This window comes from Schaalia sp. ZJ405 (genome assembly GCF_011038885.2).
Lineage (GTDB): Bacteria > Actinomycetota > Actinomycetes > Actinomycetales > Actinomycetaceae > Pauljensenia.
In genome coordinates, this window is record NZ_CP064952.1 from 1,367,911 (window position 1) to 1,382,377 (window position 14,467).

Here is a 14,467-nt window from a genome sequence, read left to right on the forward strand (position 1 = left end):
AACGCCTTTCGCACCTTGCGGCGAGTAATCTTGGGCATTAGCCCGTATTTTGAGCGCAGCTCAGGCTTCTCATTCGGCTTGAGGCTTAGTGGTTAAAACGTGTTCGGACACAAGAGAAGACCTTCACCTCCACCGAATGCCCAGGCGAAATTGCAGGGCAGCCAACACTCTGCTGACATGGCACGCGCTCAGTATTGATTTGACCATATGAACTGCCAAGCTACGCCAGCGCCTGCTCCCAACCCAGAGCCTGCGGCTAAGAGCATCGATGGCCTCTCCTACGAAGTTATTAAGGGCAAGTGGGGTAACGGAGATGAACGCCGACGGCGCCTGGGCAACCTCTACGGCCAAGTCCACGCACGCGTCAACGCCAAACTCGACTACTGATTCGCTGTTCACCAAAAACTTGCACAGATTTGACATTTTCTATTGTATGCCCATTGGTTGTTCGGTATACTAAAAATGTGTGATGTATCGGGGCTTTACACATTGGAATCTCAGGAGATCATCATGAAGATTCTAAAGAAGGCAATCGGAGTTGTCGTGTCAGCAGCAACGTTAGTGGGAATGAGCGTCGGGGCCGCATTCGCTGAAGATCTGTTCGGTGGCGAGTGGTACCACGGCACAAATTACACAACCGGTAACGCGAGCTCATCCTTCTACCACGGATCACAGTGGCACTGGACATCCATTGGGACGAGTTCTGGAAAATATGAGCGCTCCGCCGCTTTGACAGGTAAGACTGCCTCAACGTGGCTGTGGCACGTTCCTGGCTCTTCCGTGACTTTTAAAGCTGGAACTTCATCTCAGACGGCTACTCGTTAGGTGAGTGTTGGGGGGGGAGGAAGTAAAGCGATGATGCGGCGTTTGGTGGTTTTCTGCGGTGTAGTATTGGGCGTCTTGGCTACTTGTCTTGGTTTTTTGCAAGCTATCCAGGAAGAAAGCGTACTACCCCTGAATACTTCCGACGTGGGTTTCATTAACTTCCAGCTTTCTGATATTCCACCTACTGCCGTAGATGAACAGCTCCAAGAGATCTCATCACGGCAGCAGGTGGAAATCTTTCAACTATCTGGCACCACAAGCGTGAAAACTGTACAAGTTATCGCCAGAGGAATCCCACAACCAACTGAGGCAAGCCCTATTATGTGGGTGAACCCCAGTAAAACTGGTCACCTGTTACCCGCTGATCAAGCGAAGGATATTCCACCTTCAGGCGTGTATGCGCTTAAAGGAAGTGAGGAAAATATTGCGGGGTTTAAACACTGGTTAACTGATCGTGGAGCTGTGCATACTTGGGAGCAGTACACGAGTTTAGAATTACTGTTACTTCCTTTTGCCTACCAGGGAGTGATAGCAGTAGTGCTGGTCACTGCGTTACTTACCTTAATCATTATTATTGGATGGTTTATTTCTAAACGACGATCGCAAACTGTACGAATGCTTAACGGTTATAGCAACCTCCAGATTGTTACGCGCGATTTGCGGGATCTTATCTTTCCACTTTTCAGTGCCTGCGTATTGACACTATGAGCACTGCGATAGTAATGAAGTTCTTTAGCACTCGTATTTCACCGGTGATTATCACAGCAGGTAAGATTCTCATTGTCATAACTGTACTGGTTGCGCTTTTCAGTTTTATTGTTGCCGAGTTGTCTAGAGTGAGAATTAGTGAGTTCGCGCGGCGTAAGCCACTACCAGTTTCTTTTAGTATTATGAGCTTCCTCCTTCGTATGGTTGTTTTGTTGCTCATGTTCGCAACCATTCCGCTTACTTTTTATGCGTCTCAAGTTGCCCACTCAAACTATGTCGCCGCCCAAAAAGCAAGTGAGTATCCTCACTTATATACTGCCAACTTCGGAGGCATCGTAGACGAAGCTCGAGATTGGAATCCTTACGTAGAGGAGTTTTCTAAACTCATCACCCGGTTAGAAAGCGAACACAAAATTTACTATGCGAAACTACATCCGCAAATAACTGCCTTTGTTAATGAAGTTAAAGTAGATTCAGTGGTAGTTTATAATGAAGATGCCTTCAACCTCTTCCTTGCAGGTCAAACAACTGATTCGCGTGAAGTACCTGCGCAGGCTCTTTCTGAAGAAAGAATAGATTCCCTTGAATTAGATACAGGGGATGTTCGCGTTTTCCTCCCAGAAGAATCGCAAGCAGTTATCGGGGTTCGAGGTACCGGGCTGTTCCAGGTTGCAGAAAACCCTGTTATCATCGTAGCCCCACAGATAAGTAGGGTATATAACGGCGAGCTGTTAATGAGTGACGCCACCATCGGCGCCGTAATATTTACTGATTCGGATCAACTTTTGACGTCTACTTCGCAGATTGGGCTAAACCTAACCTTTGATAGAATTCGCGACAAGAACGCTATCTTTGCTTCCGATCAACGCTTAGCCTACCAGGTTTCAGTCTTTACGCTAGCCACTTTGCTTGTTTCATTCTTAGTGTCAACATTAATTTACGCCCTCATATATGCGAACAGACGCAAACGCGCCCTGTTTCCCCGCTATCTTAACGGAATCAGCTGGGTAACGCTTTGCCGCGTGCCACTGCTCACTGATTTTTTCGGTTTAGCAATCGCACTCACGTTGTCGTTAGTAATTGCACACCTCCTGAGCGTTAACCAACCTACGCTTCTTATAGCGGCTGCGTTACTTTTTGCGCTTATATCCGTTTTAATTTATCGACAGACTTTACGTAAAGCCATGCTCGCTTTAGTTACGAGGAAGGGTGATTAATAATGGGGCTAGAAGCAAACGACTTGTCAATGAAAATTGGGGCACGCACACTGTTTCAGAGTGTTTCCCTGCAATGTACTAAAGGAAGTAGCCTGGCAATAGTCGGTGAATCAGGCGCGGGGAAAACCACCTTACTTAATATGCTCGCTCTCATCCTACCAACGAGTACAGGCACCATCTTATTTGACGGCGTACAAGCGCAATCTTGGAATGAGAGGAGAATCAGAAATTTCTGGAAGACCAAAGTATCATTCATACTCCAAGACGCTGGTTTAGACGACAGCGAAACCGTCGCCTACAACATTACGCTTAAACATGGTTTACGCCGGTCACACAAGGATGAGGAAGCGCACGCTGCCGCTCAGCAAGTAGGGCTGGTAGAGCGCTTAAAGTCACAAATCGTGGAACTAAGCGGAGGGGAACAACGCCGGGTAGCTATCGCCCGCGCAATCTACAAACAAGCAGACTACCTATTCGCTGATGAACCCACCGCCTCACTTGACGACAGCAACCGGCAACTCGTGCAAGACCTACTCGTAGAACAAGCCGCAAAAGGAGCCACAGTTATCATCGCTACGCACGACTTAGCATTAGCAGCCGCCTGCGACCAGACTTTTACACTGAGAAAAATATAAATACTTCTGCCAATTGCCTGTACTGGTCTATATTCCTTGCGCCTTATATATAAGATTTGGACTTATTAGCTAATAAGTCTTGGGGTTAGCGGACAAAATGTGTTGGTAGTTTAGGTTTCAATTGTTGTGTTGGGGCTTTAGTCCCATCGATTTGTGTATGGGGTGGTGTGGTGGATTTCTGCCCAGACGATTGCGTCGCCCCATTGGGGGATTGATGTGGCGGTTTGGTGGTGTTGTCTGGCGTGGTGGTAGGTGTTTTCGATGTCGCTGTCAGTGGGGAAGGTTTTGAGGAGTTGTGCTGGTGGTAGCGGGTTTGGGCTGTGCATGTAGCACCACCAGAAGATCGCTTTGATGCGTCGGGTTAGGCTCATGCCTCTGTGATCGCGCAGCATTTGGCGTAGGGGTGCGTTGATGGCTCCTTCGATGCGGTTATTGGTTGATGGCATGGTGATGTCCCATTCGTCGTCAAGGAAGGTGAATAAGCGTTTGTCTGCGAGGATTTTGTTGGTGGAGTTTCGGGCTTTAACCAGGCGCGCATGGGTGTATTCGAGGGTTCCATTGGGGGTTGCGGTGCGTTGGGCAAGGAACGCCTCCCAGCGGCGAAGCCAGTCCATGTAGTCGCGGATCCATTGGCGTGCCGATTGGGGTGTTTTAGCTTTCAACAGCGCTAGGGCGAGCTGGCGAAGCTCTTGAGAGGCTGGTAGGCGTGGATGGCGTGTGGTGGCTGTGGTCAGGTTCATGAATACATGAAAGACACATCGTTGGACACTAGTGTCGGGCCAATGTTGGCGGCGAGCTTTCTCAAAACCACCACTGCCGTCAGTGACAACCACATCGGGTGGGGCGATGCGGCTCATAAGCGCACCCCACGCCCTGGAGTTCTCACTACGAGCCACATACCAGCCCAGCACGTGTTCGTTGGTGCAGGCAATCAACACGACCGCTTGACGGCCCAAATGCAGGCCATCAACGAAGACGACTGGGTGGACTTCGTCAACGACGGGACAAAAAGGCCATAACTGCCACAAGCGTTCGTTCTTACGCCTAAACGTTCGTCCCGCCCCTGGCATGTTCTTTTGAAGTTCACCCGATGTCAGCCACTTCAAAAACCGCTCAAGAAGCTTCGCGGTGTTATCAATGCGCCCCACCCGTGACACGCCGCACGCGCGACACCTCCACCGTTGAGTTCCACGAGACGTGTACCCATACCGCGTCATCACAAGACCACAAACTTCACATCGAGGAATATTCATTCCTCAACGATCAGAAAAAACAACTTCAACGCCAACTATTCACTGCAACCACAACCAAAACACACCCACCGACCAACACAAAATGTCCGCGACGCAAGTTGGAAACCACCAACTTCAACACCGACTTTCCCCCGCCATACCAACGAAAAACAACCCAAAAACCAACACGAAAAGTCCGCTAACCCAAGTCTTGAGCGTTGACCGGATACACGAAAAGACCCGGCCCCAGAAGGGGAACCGGGTCTTCCAACTGGATCGAGATCAGTCCTCGACGTCCAGGAGGCCGTTCTTGTATGCCTTCGCCAGACGGCGGGGCACGCGGATCTCACGGCCGGCAACCTTAACGGTGTTCAGCTCGGTGAGATCAGCCTTCCATGCAGACCGGCGAGTGCGGGTGTTGGCTCGCGACATCTTGCGCTTGGGAACTGCCATGTCCTCGCTCCTCTTCTCAATCGGACGTATTAACTTCGCCGATGACACGCAGACGCATCCTCAATCGGCAACCCGAAAACTCTAACATGAGCGTCACCCCGCCACGAAGTCCGGACGCTGTTTTTCAGTGCGATCCTCATTACATGCCCCGCAGCACGCGCATTCAGGAACGAAACGGGCACGCATCGCTACACTGAAATCTCCACGGGGAGGCGCCAACTCGTCCTCGTCCCCCGAATCACTGATCCGCGAACGAAACACCCCAAGGAGTACGGCTCCCATGAGCGCCCCGACAAACACGATCGCCGCCGGGACGCATATTGTCCACGAAATTGAGATCAAACGCTCCCGGTTCATCACGACACTGGCGCGCACAGACTCACCCGAGGACGCTCGCGCCCTCATCGACCGCGTCAAAGCGAAGCATCCGCAGGCGCGACACAACTGCTCCGCATTTCTCATCGAGCAGGAAGGACGAAACGCCGTTCAACATTTCTCCGATGACGGCGAGCCATCCGGAACCGCTGGACAACCCATGATCGAGGCGCTGCGCCTTGCGGATGTTTGGAACGTCACCGCGGTTGTCACCCGCTACTTCGGGGGAATCCTCCTGGGCGGAGGCGGCCTCATCCGCGCCTACTCGTCGTCCGTGTCCGAGGCACTCGCCCGGGCTCCCCGCGCTCATCTTCGTGACTTATCAGTCATTGAGGCGCAGGTGCCGGTCGCTCAGGCGGGTCGGATCGAAGCCGAATTTCGCGCACGCAACGCACATGTCCTCGGTGTCGAATGGGCAGATCAGGCAACTCTTCGATTGGGGGTCGACCCCAACGACATCGACGACTACTCGTCACTCCTTCAGGAACTGACGTCGGGTGTTACATCGTTTCGCTTAGCGGAAAATCGCCGCATCGAGGTGGACGGTCCCGCCCCGAGGATCTAAGCTCAACGATCGTGACTACCAATCAGACGTTCGCGATCAACGGCATGTGGATGCGCTCCATGCCCGCGGGCGAGGTATGTCTGTGCACCTGCATCTGTCAACCGGGCGAATGACCTTCCGGGTGCCCAGTGCACCGTCGTTCGCCCGTAATTCCCCTCGTATCCATTGCAGCGCCAACCGATGGCAGGTCGACCGGAGAGCTCAGCTGTGACCGCAGTGCTTCACGCACCGGTGGTCATTGCCGAGGACGACGACCGCATCACGAAATGTGAGACCACAGCGTCGACATCCGTGACGTTGCCCCAGCCGTGATGGATGCCGGGAGCTCAGACACCGGCCAGTCCCCTACCAAACTCAGATCGCACAGAGACCCCGTTGAGGGACCTGACACTCACTTCTCGTTTGACCAAAAATCACCAGACATTTGTGGAGATATCATGACTCGCATCGCAGAAAACGTTTCACAGCTCATCGGCTCAACGCCCCTCGTCCGTATCAATAAGGTTGCAGGCACTGACGTTGACGTCGTCGCAAAGGTTGAAGCCTTCAACCCAGCGTCATCGGTCAAGGATCGAATCGCTGCGGCCATCATTGACGCAGCAGAAGCCTCGGGCGACCTTCAGCCGGGAGGCACAATCATCGAAGCAACATCCGGCAACACCGGCATCGCCCTGGCGATGGTTGGTGCGGCTCGCGGCTACAAAGTCGTCATCGTCATGCCGGCCTCGATGAGCAAGGAACGCCGGACGATCGTCCGCGCTTTCGGTGCTGAGCTTGTTCTCACCGACCCGAAGGGCGGTGTTTCCGCTGCGGTTGCTCAAGCTCAGCGCATCCGTGACGAACGCCCCGGTTCCATCATTGCCTCCCAGTTCACGAACCCCGCGAACCCGCAGATTCACCAAAAGACAACCGCGGAGGAAATCTGGGCCGACACCGACGGCCAGATTGATGTCTTTGTGGCCGGTGTTGGTACAGGCGGCACAATCTCCGGAGTTGCTCGAATCCTCAAGGAACGCAATCCTCAGATCCGAATCATCGCCGTTCAGCCGTCGGAGTCCCCGCTGCTCACCGGCGGCCAGGCAGCCCCGCACGGAATCCAGGGCCTCATGCCAAACTTCATTCCCGACACATATAACGCCTCTGTCATTGACGAGGTCGTCTCTGTCACCTCTTCTACCGCACTTGAGTTTGCTCGGCGCGCAGCCGCCGAAGAGGGGCTGCTCGTTGGAATCTCTTCCGGGGCAGCTCTTGCAGGAACCGCAGAGGTTGCCGCACGCGAAGAGTTTGCCGGAAAGAAAATCGTCACACTCCTTCCCGACACAGGTGAGCGGTACCTGTCAACGAAGCTCTTCGAGGATCTCCAGGTCGACGACTGAGAACGCTTGTGCTGCGTAGGCCCCGAATTCTGTTGAACTAGCCCCCGAAAGTTGGACTGGTTTTATTCTAGGGGGTTGGGGCTTTAAGGGTCTGATTCCGGTATTGCATCGGGGTCAGACCCTTAAATCGTTGTTGGAGTCGGTCGTTGTTGTACCACAAGATGTAGTCATCAACGGCCTGGCAAAATTCGTCGACACTGGCGAAGTGCTCGCCGTGATACATCTCGGTCTTCAGATGCCCGAAGAAATTTTCTATGGTCGCATTGTCATAACAATTGCCCTTGCGCGACATCGACTGTGTGCCATCGATAGAGTGAATCAGTTGACGCCAGCTTGAATGCTGGTACTGGAAGCCCTGATCGGTATGTACCATCAATCCTTCACCAGGTTGGTGCCAAGCAATCGCATTCTTCAACGATGTTGAGGTGAACTTAGTGGACGGCGAGGTAGACAACTCGTGCGCCAGGATACTGCGGTCGTATAAGTCCATGACCGGTGAGAGATAGACCTTGGTGCCACAGACACGAAACTCGGTGACATCGCTGGCCCAGACAGTGTTGGGTTTATCGGGCATGAAGTTACGGTTCAAGAGATTCTCGGCGATGTGGCTGGTCTGGCCTTTGAAGGAGTTGTACTTCTTGCGTGGGCGAACCTTGGATTTCAGTCCCATCTGATCCATGAGTTTGTAGACCAGCTTGTGATTGACCTTCCACCCTTGGTTACGCAGTTCGCTCAGCACCCGACGGTAGCCATAACGGCGCTTCATCTTCTCAAAGATCAACATAATGGTCTTCTTAAGCTTGGCATGTGGATCGGGCCGGTCAAGTCGTGCCTGATGGTAAAAGTACGTCGACCGGGCAAGGCCCGCAGCTTGTAGAAGATCGTTGAGCGAGTGGTCTGACTTGAGGATGGCAACAACTTGCGTCTTCAGCCGCGCCTTTGGTTCCTCAAGTCCCGCAATTTTTTTAGATACGCATTTTCAGCCCGTAGCCGTTCCACTTCACGGTGAAGCTTGTCTTCTGTAGTGACTACCTTCGGCCTGGCAGATCCTTTCGGACGGCCTTTCGGCTTGGGGCGAAGCGCATCGTCACCACCTTCACGCCAGGCGCGAACCCACCTCTGGATGATTTGAGCAGATGACAGTCCGAACTCACGCGCGAGATTCATTTTCGTCTCACCAGCTAGAAAACGCTCAACAACTTCCTTCTTCACCTCGAAGGAATACTGTTGCCTGGTTGGTTTCTCCACAAGACATAGCCTGCCATGAAGCTTAAACCTACGCTCAAGCTTCCTAACCGGATACAAACCAACTCCCAACCAATGAGCTGCTGCGGTGTAACCCACACCCTGCTCAAACAACTCAACAAGCTGTTCACGCTGCAACCGACCCAGAGAACTTCGTGCTCTCAAAAAACTACCCCCCACTAGCCAAAACTGATTTCTCAGTCCAACCAATGGGGAGCAGTTCATGTCACGGTTTTCGGGGCCTACGTGCTCAAGGAAACTGCCGTGCGCGTGTGGTGTTGAACATCCCTGCTTTTCTCAGCGGGCTTGTCCAACGTCAACGCGCTAAAGTCGAAGCCGCCTCACGATCCGCAATGAGGAAGGACCTCCATGCCGCTTGTTCCCCGACGCGCTTTTCGCCTGTTCACCGAAGATGTGACAAACGCTCGCCGGCGTGACCCTGCGGCGACGAACTCGCTGGAGGTTGCCCTGACTTATCCGGGTGTCCACGCGATCTGGTCGTATCGGGTCGCCCACGCCCTGTGGAAATCCGGAGCAAAGACCCCCGCACGTGTGCTGTCGTCTCTTGCACGGTCAATCACCGGTGTCGATATTCATCCGGGTGCGAGAATTGGTCGGCGGGTCTTTATTGACCACGCAACAGGTGTTGTGATCGGTGAGACCGCCTCGATTGGCAACGATGTTGTTATTTTCCACGGCGTCACCCTGGGTGGGGTTGCCATGACTCCAGGTAAACGTCACCCCACGGTGGGCAATCACGTGATGATTGGCGCCGGGGCCAAGGTTCTCGGGCCGATTCGTCTGGGCAACGGAGTCAAAGTTGGCGCAAACGCCGTGGTCACCAAGGACGTTCCTTGTGGCAGCGTTGCTATTGGCGTTCCAGCGCGGAATCTTCCCAAGCACTCGAAGGATCATCGCGATCGTGATCTCATCGTTGATCCATCGTATTTCTTCGAGGAACCCGCCCTCTACATCTGATGTGCTTGGCCATCCGCAACCACGGTTCATTGGAGCTGTGGCGAGGCTGCCTTGCCAGGTGACGGGGAGGAACCGGTGAGGCGTGACAAAGTGCGACACGTCCTCGGCAATGACCGAAATCCCGAGACATAGTGACGCTGGTCACCTATGCTTGGGCTATGGAACAACGAACTCTACAAACCCAGTTGGATGTGTTGGCACGCGCCGCCCGCCCTGCGAGCGTAGAGATCGCCACACTCACCACCTACGACATCCCTCAGCTTGCCGCACTCACCAATGAGGCATACGGCGTTGCCAACACTCCAGAAGCCCTCCTGGAAACCTCTGAAGAACTTCGCATGACCTTCGAGGGAGCCTTCGGGAGAACAACAGAGGACTCATTTGTTGGCGCATGGGACGGCGGAACCCTCGTCGGAGCGATCCTCGTCATCCGACAGTCCCCGTGGGATGACATCGAAGACGGACCATTCGTCGTCGACCTCGTTGTGGCACCGGAATACCGCCGACAGGGAATCGCAACAGCCCTGATTTCCGAAATCTCCGAACGCTGCATCGACTGGGGATACACCTCACTTTCCCTGCGCATCGACAATCGACACCACGGGGCTGCTGAGCTGTATCACGTCCTCGGATTCGAGCAAGTCAGCTAGTCATCCCCAGCACCGGTAGCGCCGGCTCCCCCACCCTCGGCCCTGATCAACCACTTGGGTCGGTGTCTCTACCGCTGGCAGCTCGGGCACCAGAACAGGCGACGATTCTGCATGAGCGCCTCGCGAATCGGCGTGCCACAGCGCAGACACGGCCTGCCGGTACGGTGATAGACGTACCACCGAGAGGCCTCTTCATCACCTTCGATCGGAGGGTTCGGCGCCTCATCCGGATCCATCGTCTCTAACCGCCCCGCCGCAAGACCCCGGTTCATCAGGTCACAAATGAGAACCCACAGATCACGGAGGCGCTGCTGAGAAATGTTCACGCCCTTGCGGTGCGGAGATATTCCCGCAAGAAAGAGCGCATCAGCGCGATAGATGTTCCCCACTCCTGCGATGATCGACTGATCCATAACGATTTCACCGATCGATCGTCTCTTCGTGTGGGCAACCGAAGCAAAACGCTCCATTGCTTGACGATCCTCGCGTGCCCCAGGGTCAAGAGGATCCGGACCGAGCTTGGCCTCAGCGATGACGCGTTCCTCATCTGAAATCAACTCGCATCGATTTGGTCCCACGAGGTCGGCAACCGCATGGGAGTTCAACATCCTCAAACGGACCTGGCCAACCGGTTCAGGCGGCTCCCACGTGCCAGTTTTCGCTTCGCCGTATCCTTCACCCCAGCGGGTTTCCGAATGACCATCCCATTGCCCCTTTGGAACCGGGGCAATCCGATGGGCAACACCGTAGCCCTCATCAACGACCGTTTCATCACCGTTGAAACGCCACCACCCGTAGAGACCCAGGTGAATGTGGATCCACTGAGACGGCCATGTTCCTGCGGCATCGGCGGGGACAAAGCCAAGGAACATGTGCTTGCCATGAACTCGCACTTTTTCAAGGAGCGCGCCGTCGAGCTGAGCGGCGGACAGCGCGAATCGTCCCTGCGGTGACGACGTTTCAACAACGCCACCAACAAAAAGTTCATTCAGCGTCCCCGCGAGGCGACGAATGGCATCCCCCTCAGGCATTGTGCTCCTTCACGTCGTCTATCGTTTCCCGCAACCAGCAGCGGTCAGGAAGCGACCTATGAAAAGAACGGCCGCATGAAAAGAATGCGGGGCCGGCGATCCACCCTCCGGTGAGCGCATCAAAAGGCCGATCCCCGCATCCCTTCACGATCTCAGGCCTTCGGTACGACAACATTCACGAGGGACGGTGCACGAACAATGACCTTCAGTGGATCATGACCACCCAAGGCCTTGTCGATCGGTCCCTGTGCGAGCGCAAGCTCGCGCAGGTCGTCCTCGTTAATTGACGGCGGCACCTCAAGACGAGCACGCACCTTGCCGTTCACCTGGACAATCGCGGTGACGGTTTCCTCAACGAGGAGCGACTGATCGGAAACCGTGGGGAAAGGCTCACGCGCAAGCGACTGCGGGTGTCCTAGACGCATCCACAGTTCCTCACAGATATGCGGAGCAACCGGCGACAGCATGAGGATCAACGGCTCCACAGCCGCACGTGGCACCGACTCAAGCGACGTCAGGTGATTATTCAGCACAATGAGCTTCGAGATCGCCGTGTTGATACGGAGATTCTCGTACTCCTCCGTCACCTCAACAATTGTTCGCGCCACGAGGCGCTGAGTTTCAAGATCCGCTTCATCATCGGTCACCGTGGGCTCGCCGGTTTCCTCGTCAACGGTGTTGCGCCACAGGCGTTGAAGGAATCGCTGTGATCCAACAACTGCGCGTGTTTCCCACGGACGTGAGACATCAAGCGGCCCCATGCTCATCTCGTAGACACGGAACACGTCAGCACCGTACGCGTCATACATCTCATCAGGGGTCACGATGTTCTTCAGGGACTTGCCCATTTTCCCGTATTCGCGGGTCACCGACTCACCGTTCCACGTGAATCCGGTGTGCTCGTCGCCCTCGACCTCGTCAGCGGGAACGTATTGCCCGCGCGCATCCTTGAAGGCATACGCCTGAACATATCCCTGGTTGAACAGCGTATGATACGGCTCCGAATCAGGGACTTTCCCCAGATCAAAGAGGACTTTCTGCCAGAAACGTGAATACAGGAGGTGGAGGACAGCGTGCTCGACACCACCGATGTACATGTCGGTTCCCCCCGACACCTTGCTCGGTGTGGGCCCCATCCAATATTCAAGGTTTGCTTGTGACGCCAGCGCATCGGAGTTATTCGGATCCGTGTAGCGCATTTCGTACCAGCAGGAGCCCGCCCACTGGGGCATCGTGTTAGTTTCACGACGGTAGGTTTTGAGTCCATCCCCCAGGTCGAGTTCAACATTCACCCACTCTTCGGCCCGACCCAGCGGTGCCTCCGGGGAGGAATCCGCATCATCCGGATCAAAGGTCCGCGGAGAATAGTCCGTGATCTCCGGGAGGTTGATTGGCAGCATCTCTTCAGGGACTGCGTGAGCGCACCCGTCCTCGTCCCAGACAATGGGGAAAGGTTCACCCCAGTAGCGCTGGCGCGAGAAGAGCCAGTCGCGCAGACGATAGGTCACCGTGCGATGTCCCAATCCCTTGTCTGCGAGCCACTGCGTCATCGCCGCTTTGGCTTCGTCCTTCGCGAGGCCGTTAAGTGAGATTTCATCATTTGCGGAGTCAACAGCAACGCCGTCACCGGTGTAGGCGGACTGATCAAGATCGTATCCTTCGGGGTCGTCGGCGGGGCCGATCGTGCGGATGATCTCCAGCTCGTACTTCTTGGCAAACGTCCAGTCACGGTCATCGTGGGCGGGAACAGCCATGATCGCGCCGGTCCCGTATCCCCACAGGACGTAGTCAGCAACGAACACGGGAACGTTGCGGCCATTCACCGGGTTAATTCCGAAGAGACCCGTAAAGACACCCGTCTTCGTCCGCTCCTCATCGGCACGTTCCGTTTCGGATTTTGCAGCGGCCTGGGCACGATAGGTGGCCACGGCTTCGCGGGGGTGAGAGGCTCCCCCGGTCCATGCGTGACGAGTTCCCTCGGGCCATTCATCCGGAACCGTCAGGGCCGCGCCGTCAGAAGACTCCCCACCCTGGGTTCCCCCAAGGATCGGGTGCTCCGGGGCGACAACCATGAAGGTTGCACCAAATAGCGTGTCAGGGCGCGTTGTGTACACCTCAAGAGAATCTTCTACGGCCCGAGCATCCTTGGCCGCGGGCACCTCGAAGCGAACGGTGGCTCCCTCGGAACGTCCGATCCAGTTGCGCTGCATTGTGCGGACCTTTTCGGGCCAGTCGATCGTGTCAAGATCGTCAGCCAGACGCTTGCCGTAAGCGGTGATCCGCATCATCCACTGACGAAGATTCCGCTTAAATACGGGGTAGTTTCCGCGTTCTGAGCGCCCTTCGGCGGTGACTTCTTCATTGGCGAGGACGGTGCCCAGTCCAGGGCACCAGTTGACCGGAGCCTCAGAGACGTAGGCCAATCGGAAGGAATCCACAACCTTTGCCCGCTCGACCTCGTCAAGGTCTGCCCACACGCGACCATCGGGAACGCCGACCTCGCCAGAAGTAAGCTTTTCCCGCAGTTCACTGATGGGACGAGCCGCCCCTGCCGAACCATCCGGCGCTGTGGCGTGCGGATCGAACCACGAGTTGAAGATCTGAAGAAAAATCCATTGCGTCCACCGCACGTAGTCGGTGTCTGTTGTTGCCAGCGTCCGACGCGAATCGTGGGACAGGCCGAGGCGACGCAGCTGGCGACGCATATTCGCAATGTTTTGCTCGGTCGTGATGCGCGGATGCTGACCTGTCTGCACGGCGAATTGCTCGGCGGGCAGGCCGAAAGCGTCGTACCCCATTGTGTAGAGGACATTGTCGCCTTTCATGCGGCGGAATCGCGCGAGAGTATCGGTCGCAATGTATCCGAGCGGATGGCCGACGTGCAGCCCCTTACCCGAGGGGTAGGGGAACATGTCAAGGAGGAAAAACGGGGTGGATGTCGCAAGCGGACCCGCAAGATCACCTTCGGGGTTGTCAGCGTAGAAGGTGCCGCGTTCTTCCCAGCGGTCCTGCCACTCGATTTCGATCTGCCCCGCAAGTTCGGCGGTGTAGCGCTGTGCCGGCTGCGTTCCGGGGGTCTGAGTCATCGGGTTCTCCCCTTTTTCCTCTGTGTTTTCTCGACTCATCAAGGGTAGACCATTGGCAGAACGAAACGCGGGGCCCAACCCTGGCGGATCG

At 55.3% G+C, this 14,467-nt stretch carries 13 protein-coding genes and 1 pseudogene; 9 read left to right on the forward strand and 5 right to left on the reverse strand.

Annotated elements, in window-relative coordinates:
- The first annotated feature begins 207 nt into the window (after positions 1-207).
- The 5 genes from G7Y41_RS05605 to G7Y41_RS05625 all read left to right on the forward strand — a co-directional run bounded on the left by G7Y41_RS05605 (position 208) and on the right by G7Y41_RS05625 (position 3,385).
- Complete coding sequence (locus G7Y41_RS05605; RefSeq protein ID WP_231367239.1) at positions 208-387, forward strand: hypothetical protein; 180 nt, start codon at positions 208-210, stop codon at positions 385-387.
- 123 nt (positions 388-510) lie between these two features.
- A complete protein-coding gene (locus tag G7Y41_RS05610) occupies positions 511-825 on the forward strand; it encodes a lactococcin 972 family bacteriocin (RefSeq protein ID WP_165315434.1) in 315 nt (104 codons plus the stop codon).
- Positions 826-855: 30 nt separating this feature from the next.
- A complete protein-coding gene (locus G7Y41_RS05615) occupies positions 856-1,533 on the forward strand; it encodes a bacteriocin-associated integral membrane family protein (protein WP_165315435.1) in 678 nt (225 codons plus the stop codon).
- 14 nt (positions 1,534-1,547) lie between these two features.
- A complete protein-coding gene (locus G7Y41_RS05620; RefSeq protein WP_165315436.1) occupies positions 1,548-2,750 on the forward strand; it encodes a bacteriocin-associated integral membrane family protein in 1,203 nt (400 codons plus the stop codon).
- 2 nt (positions 2,751-2,752) lie between these two features.
- Complete coding sequence (locus G7Y41_RS05625) at positions 2,753-3,385, forward strand: ATP-binding cassette domain-containing protein (RefSeq protein ID WP_165315437.1); 633 nt, start codon at positions 2,753-2,755, stop codon at positions 3,383-3,385.
- Positions 3,386-3,522: 137 nt separating this feature from the next.
- Here the strand turns inward: G7Y41_RS05625 and G7Y41_RS05630 are convergent, their stop codons facing one another.
- Positions 3,523-4,638 (reverse strand): IS1249 family transposase, encoded by a 1,116-nt coding sequence (locus G7Y41_RS05630; protein ID WP_196819463.1) that lies wholly within the window; start codon positions 4,636-4,638, stop codon positions 3,523-3,525.
- Positions 4,639-4,899: 261 nt separating this feature from the next.
- Positions 4,900-5,070, reverse strand: a complete 171-nt coding sequence (gene rpmF, locus G7Y41_RS05635) for a 50S ribosomal protein L32 (protein ID WP_165215380.1) — start codon at positions 5,068-5,070, stop codon at positions 4,900-4,902.
- A gap of 280 nt (positions 5,071-5,350) precedes the next feature.
- On the opposite strand from rpmF, the gene G7Y41_RS05640 reads away from it, so the two are divergent.
- Positions 5,351-6,010, forward strand: a complete 660-nt coding sequence (locus G7Y41_RS05640; RefSeq protein ID WP_165316454.1) for a YigZ family protein — start codon at positions 5,351-5,353, stop codon at positions 6,008-6,010.
- A 437-nt stretch (positions 6,011-6,447) separates the two neighbouring features.
- Positions 6,448-7,386 carry a cysteine synthase A gene (gene cysK, locus G7Y41_RS05645; RefSeq protein WP_165215390.1) on the forward strand — a complete coding sequence of 313 codons (939 nt, stop codon included), beginning with the start codon at positions 6,448-6,450 and terminating at the stop codon, positions 7,384-7,386.
- 67 nt (positions 7,387-7,453) lie between these two features.
- On the opposite strand, the pseudogene G7Y41_RS05650 reads toward cysK, so the two are convergent.
- Positions 7,454-8,750: pseudogene (locus G7Y41_RS05650) on the reverse strand (IS3 family transposase).
- 250 nt (positions 8,751-9,000) lie between these two features.
- Between G7Y41_RS05650 and cysE the strand changes: the two are divergent.
- Positions 9,001-9,609: a serine O-acetyltransferase gene (cysE, locus tag G7Y41_RS05655; protein WP_165215395.1), complete on the forward strand. Its 609-nt coding sequence runs from the start codon at positions 9,001-9,003 to the stop codon at positions 9,607-9,609.
- A 158-nt stretch (positions 9,610-9,767) separates the two neighbouring features.
- A complete protein-coding gene (locus G7Y41_RS05660) occupies positions 9,768-10,259 on the forward strand; it encodes a GNAT family N-acetyltransferase (RefSeq protein ID WP_165215400.1) in 492 nt (163 codons plus the stop codon).
- A 68-nt stretch (positions 10,260-10,327) separates the two neighbouring features.
- On the opposite strand, the gene G7Y41_RS05665 is transcribed toward G7Y41_RS05660, so the two are convergent.
- Both G7Y41_RS05665 and G7Y41_RS05670 read right to left on the reverse strand, forming a co-directional pair.
- Positions 10,328-11,290 (reverse strand): Fpg/Nei family DNA glycosylase, encoded by a 963-nt coding sequence (locus G7Y41_RS05665; protein WP_165315973.1) that lies wholly within the window; start codon positions 11,288-11,290, stop codon positions 10,328-10,330.
- A 152-nt stretch (positions 11,291-11,442) separates the two neighbouring features.
- Positions 11,443-14,376, reverse strand: a complete 2,934-nt coding sequence (locus G7Y41_RS05670) for a leucine--tRNA ligase (RefSeq protein WP_165315972.1) — start codon at positions 14,374-14,376, stop codon at positions 11,443-11,445.
- Between the last annotated feature and the right edge of the window lie 91 nt (positions 14,377-14,467).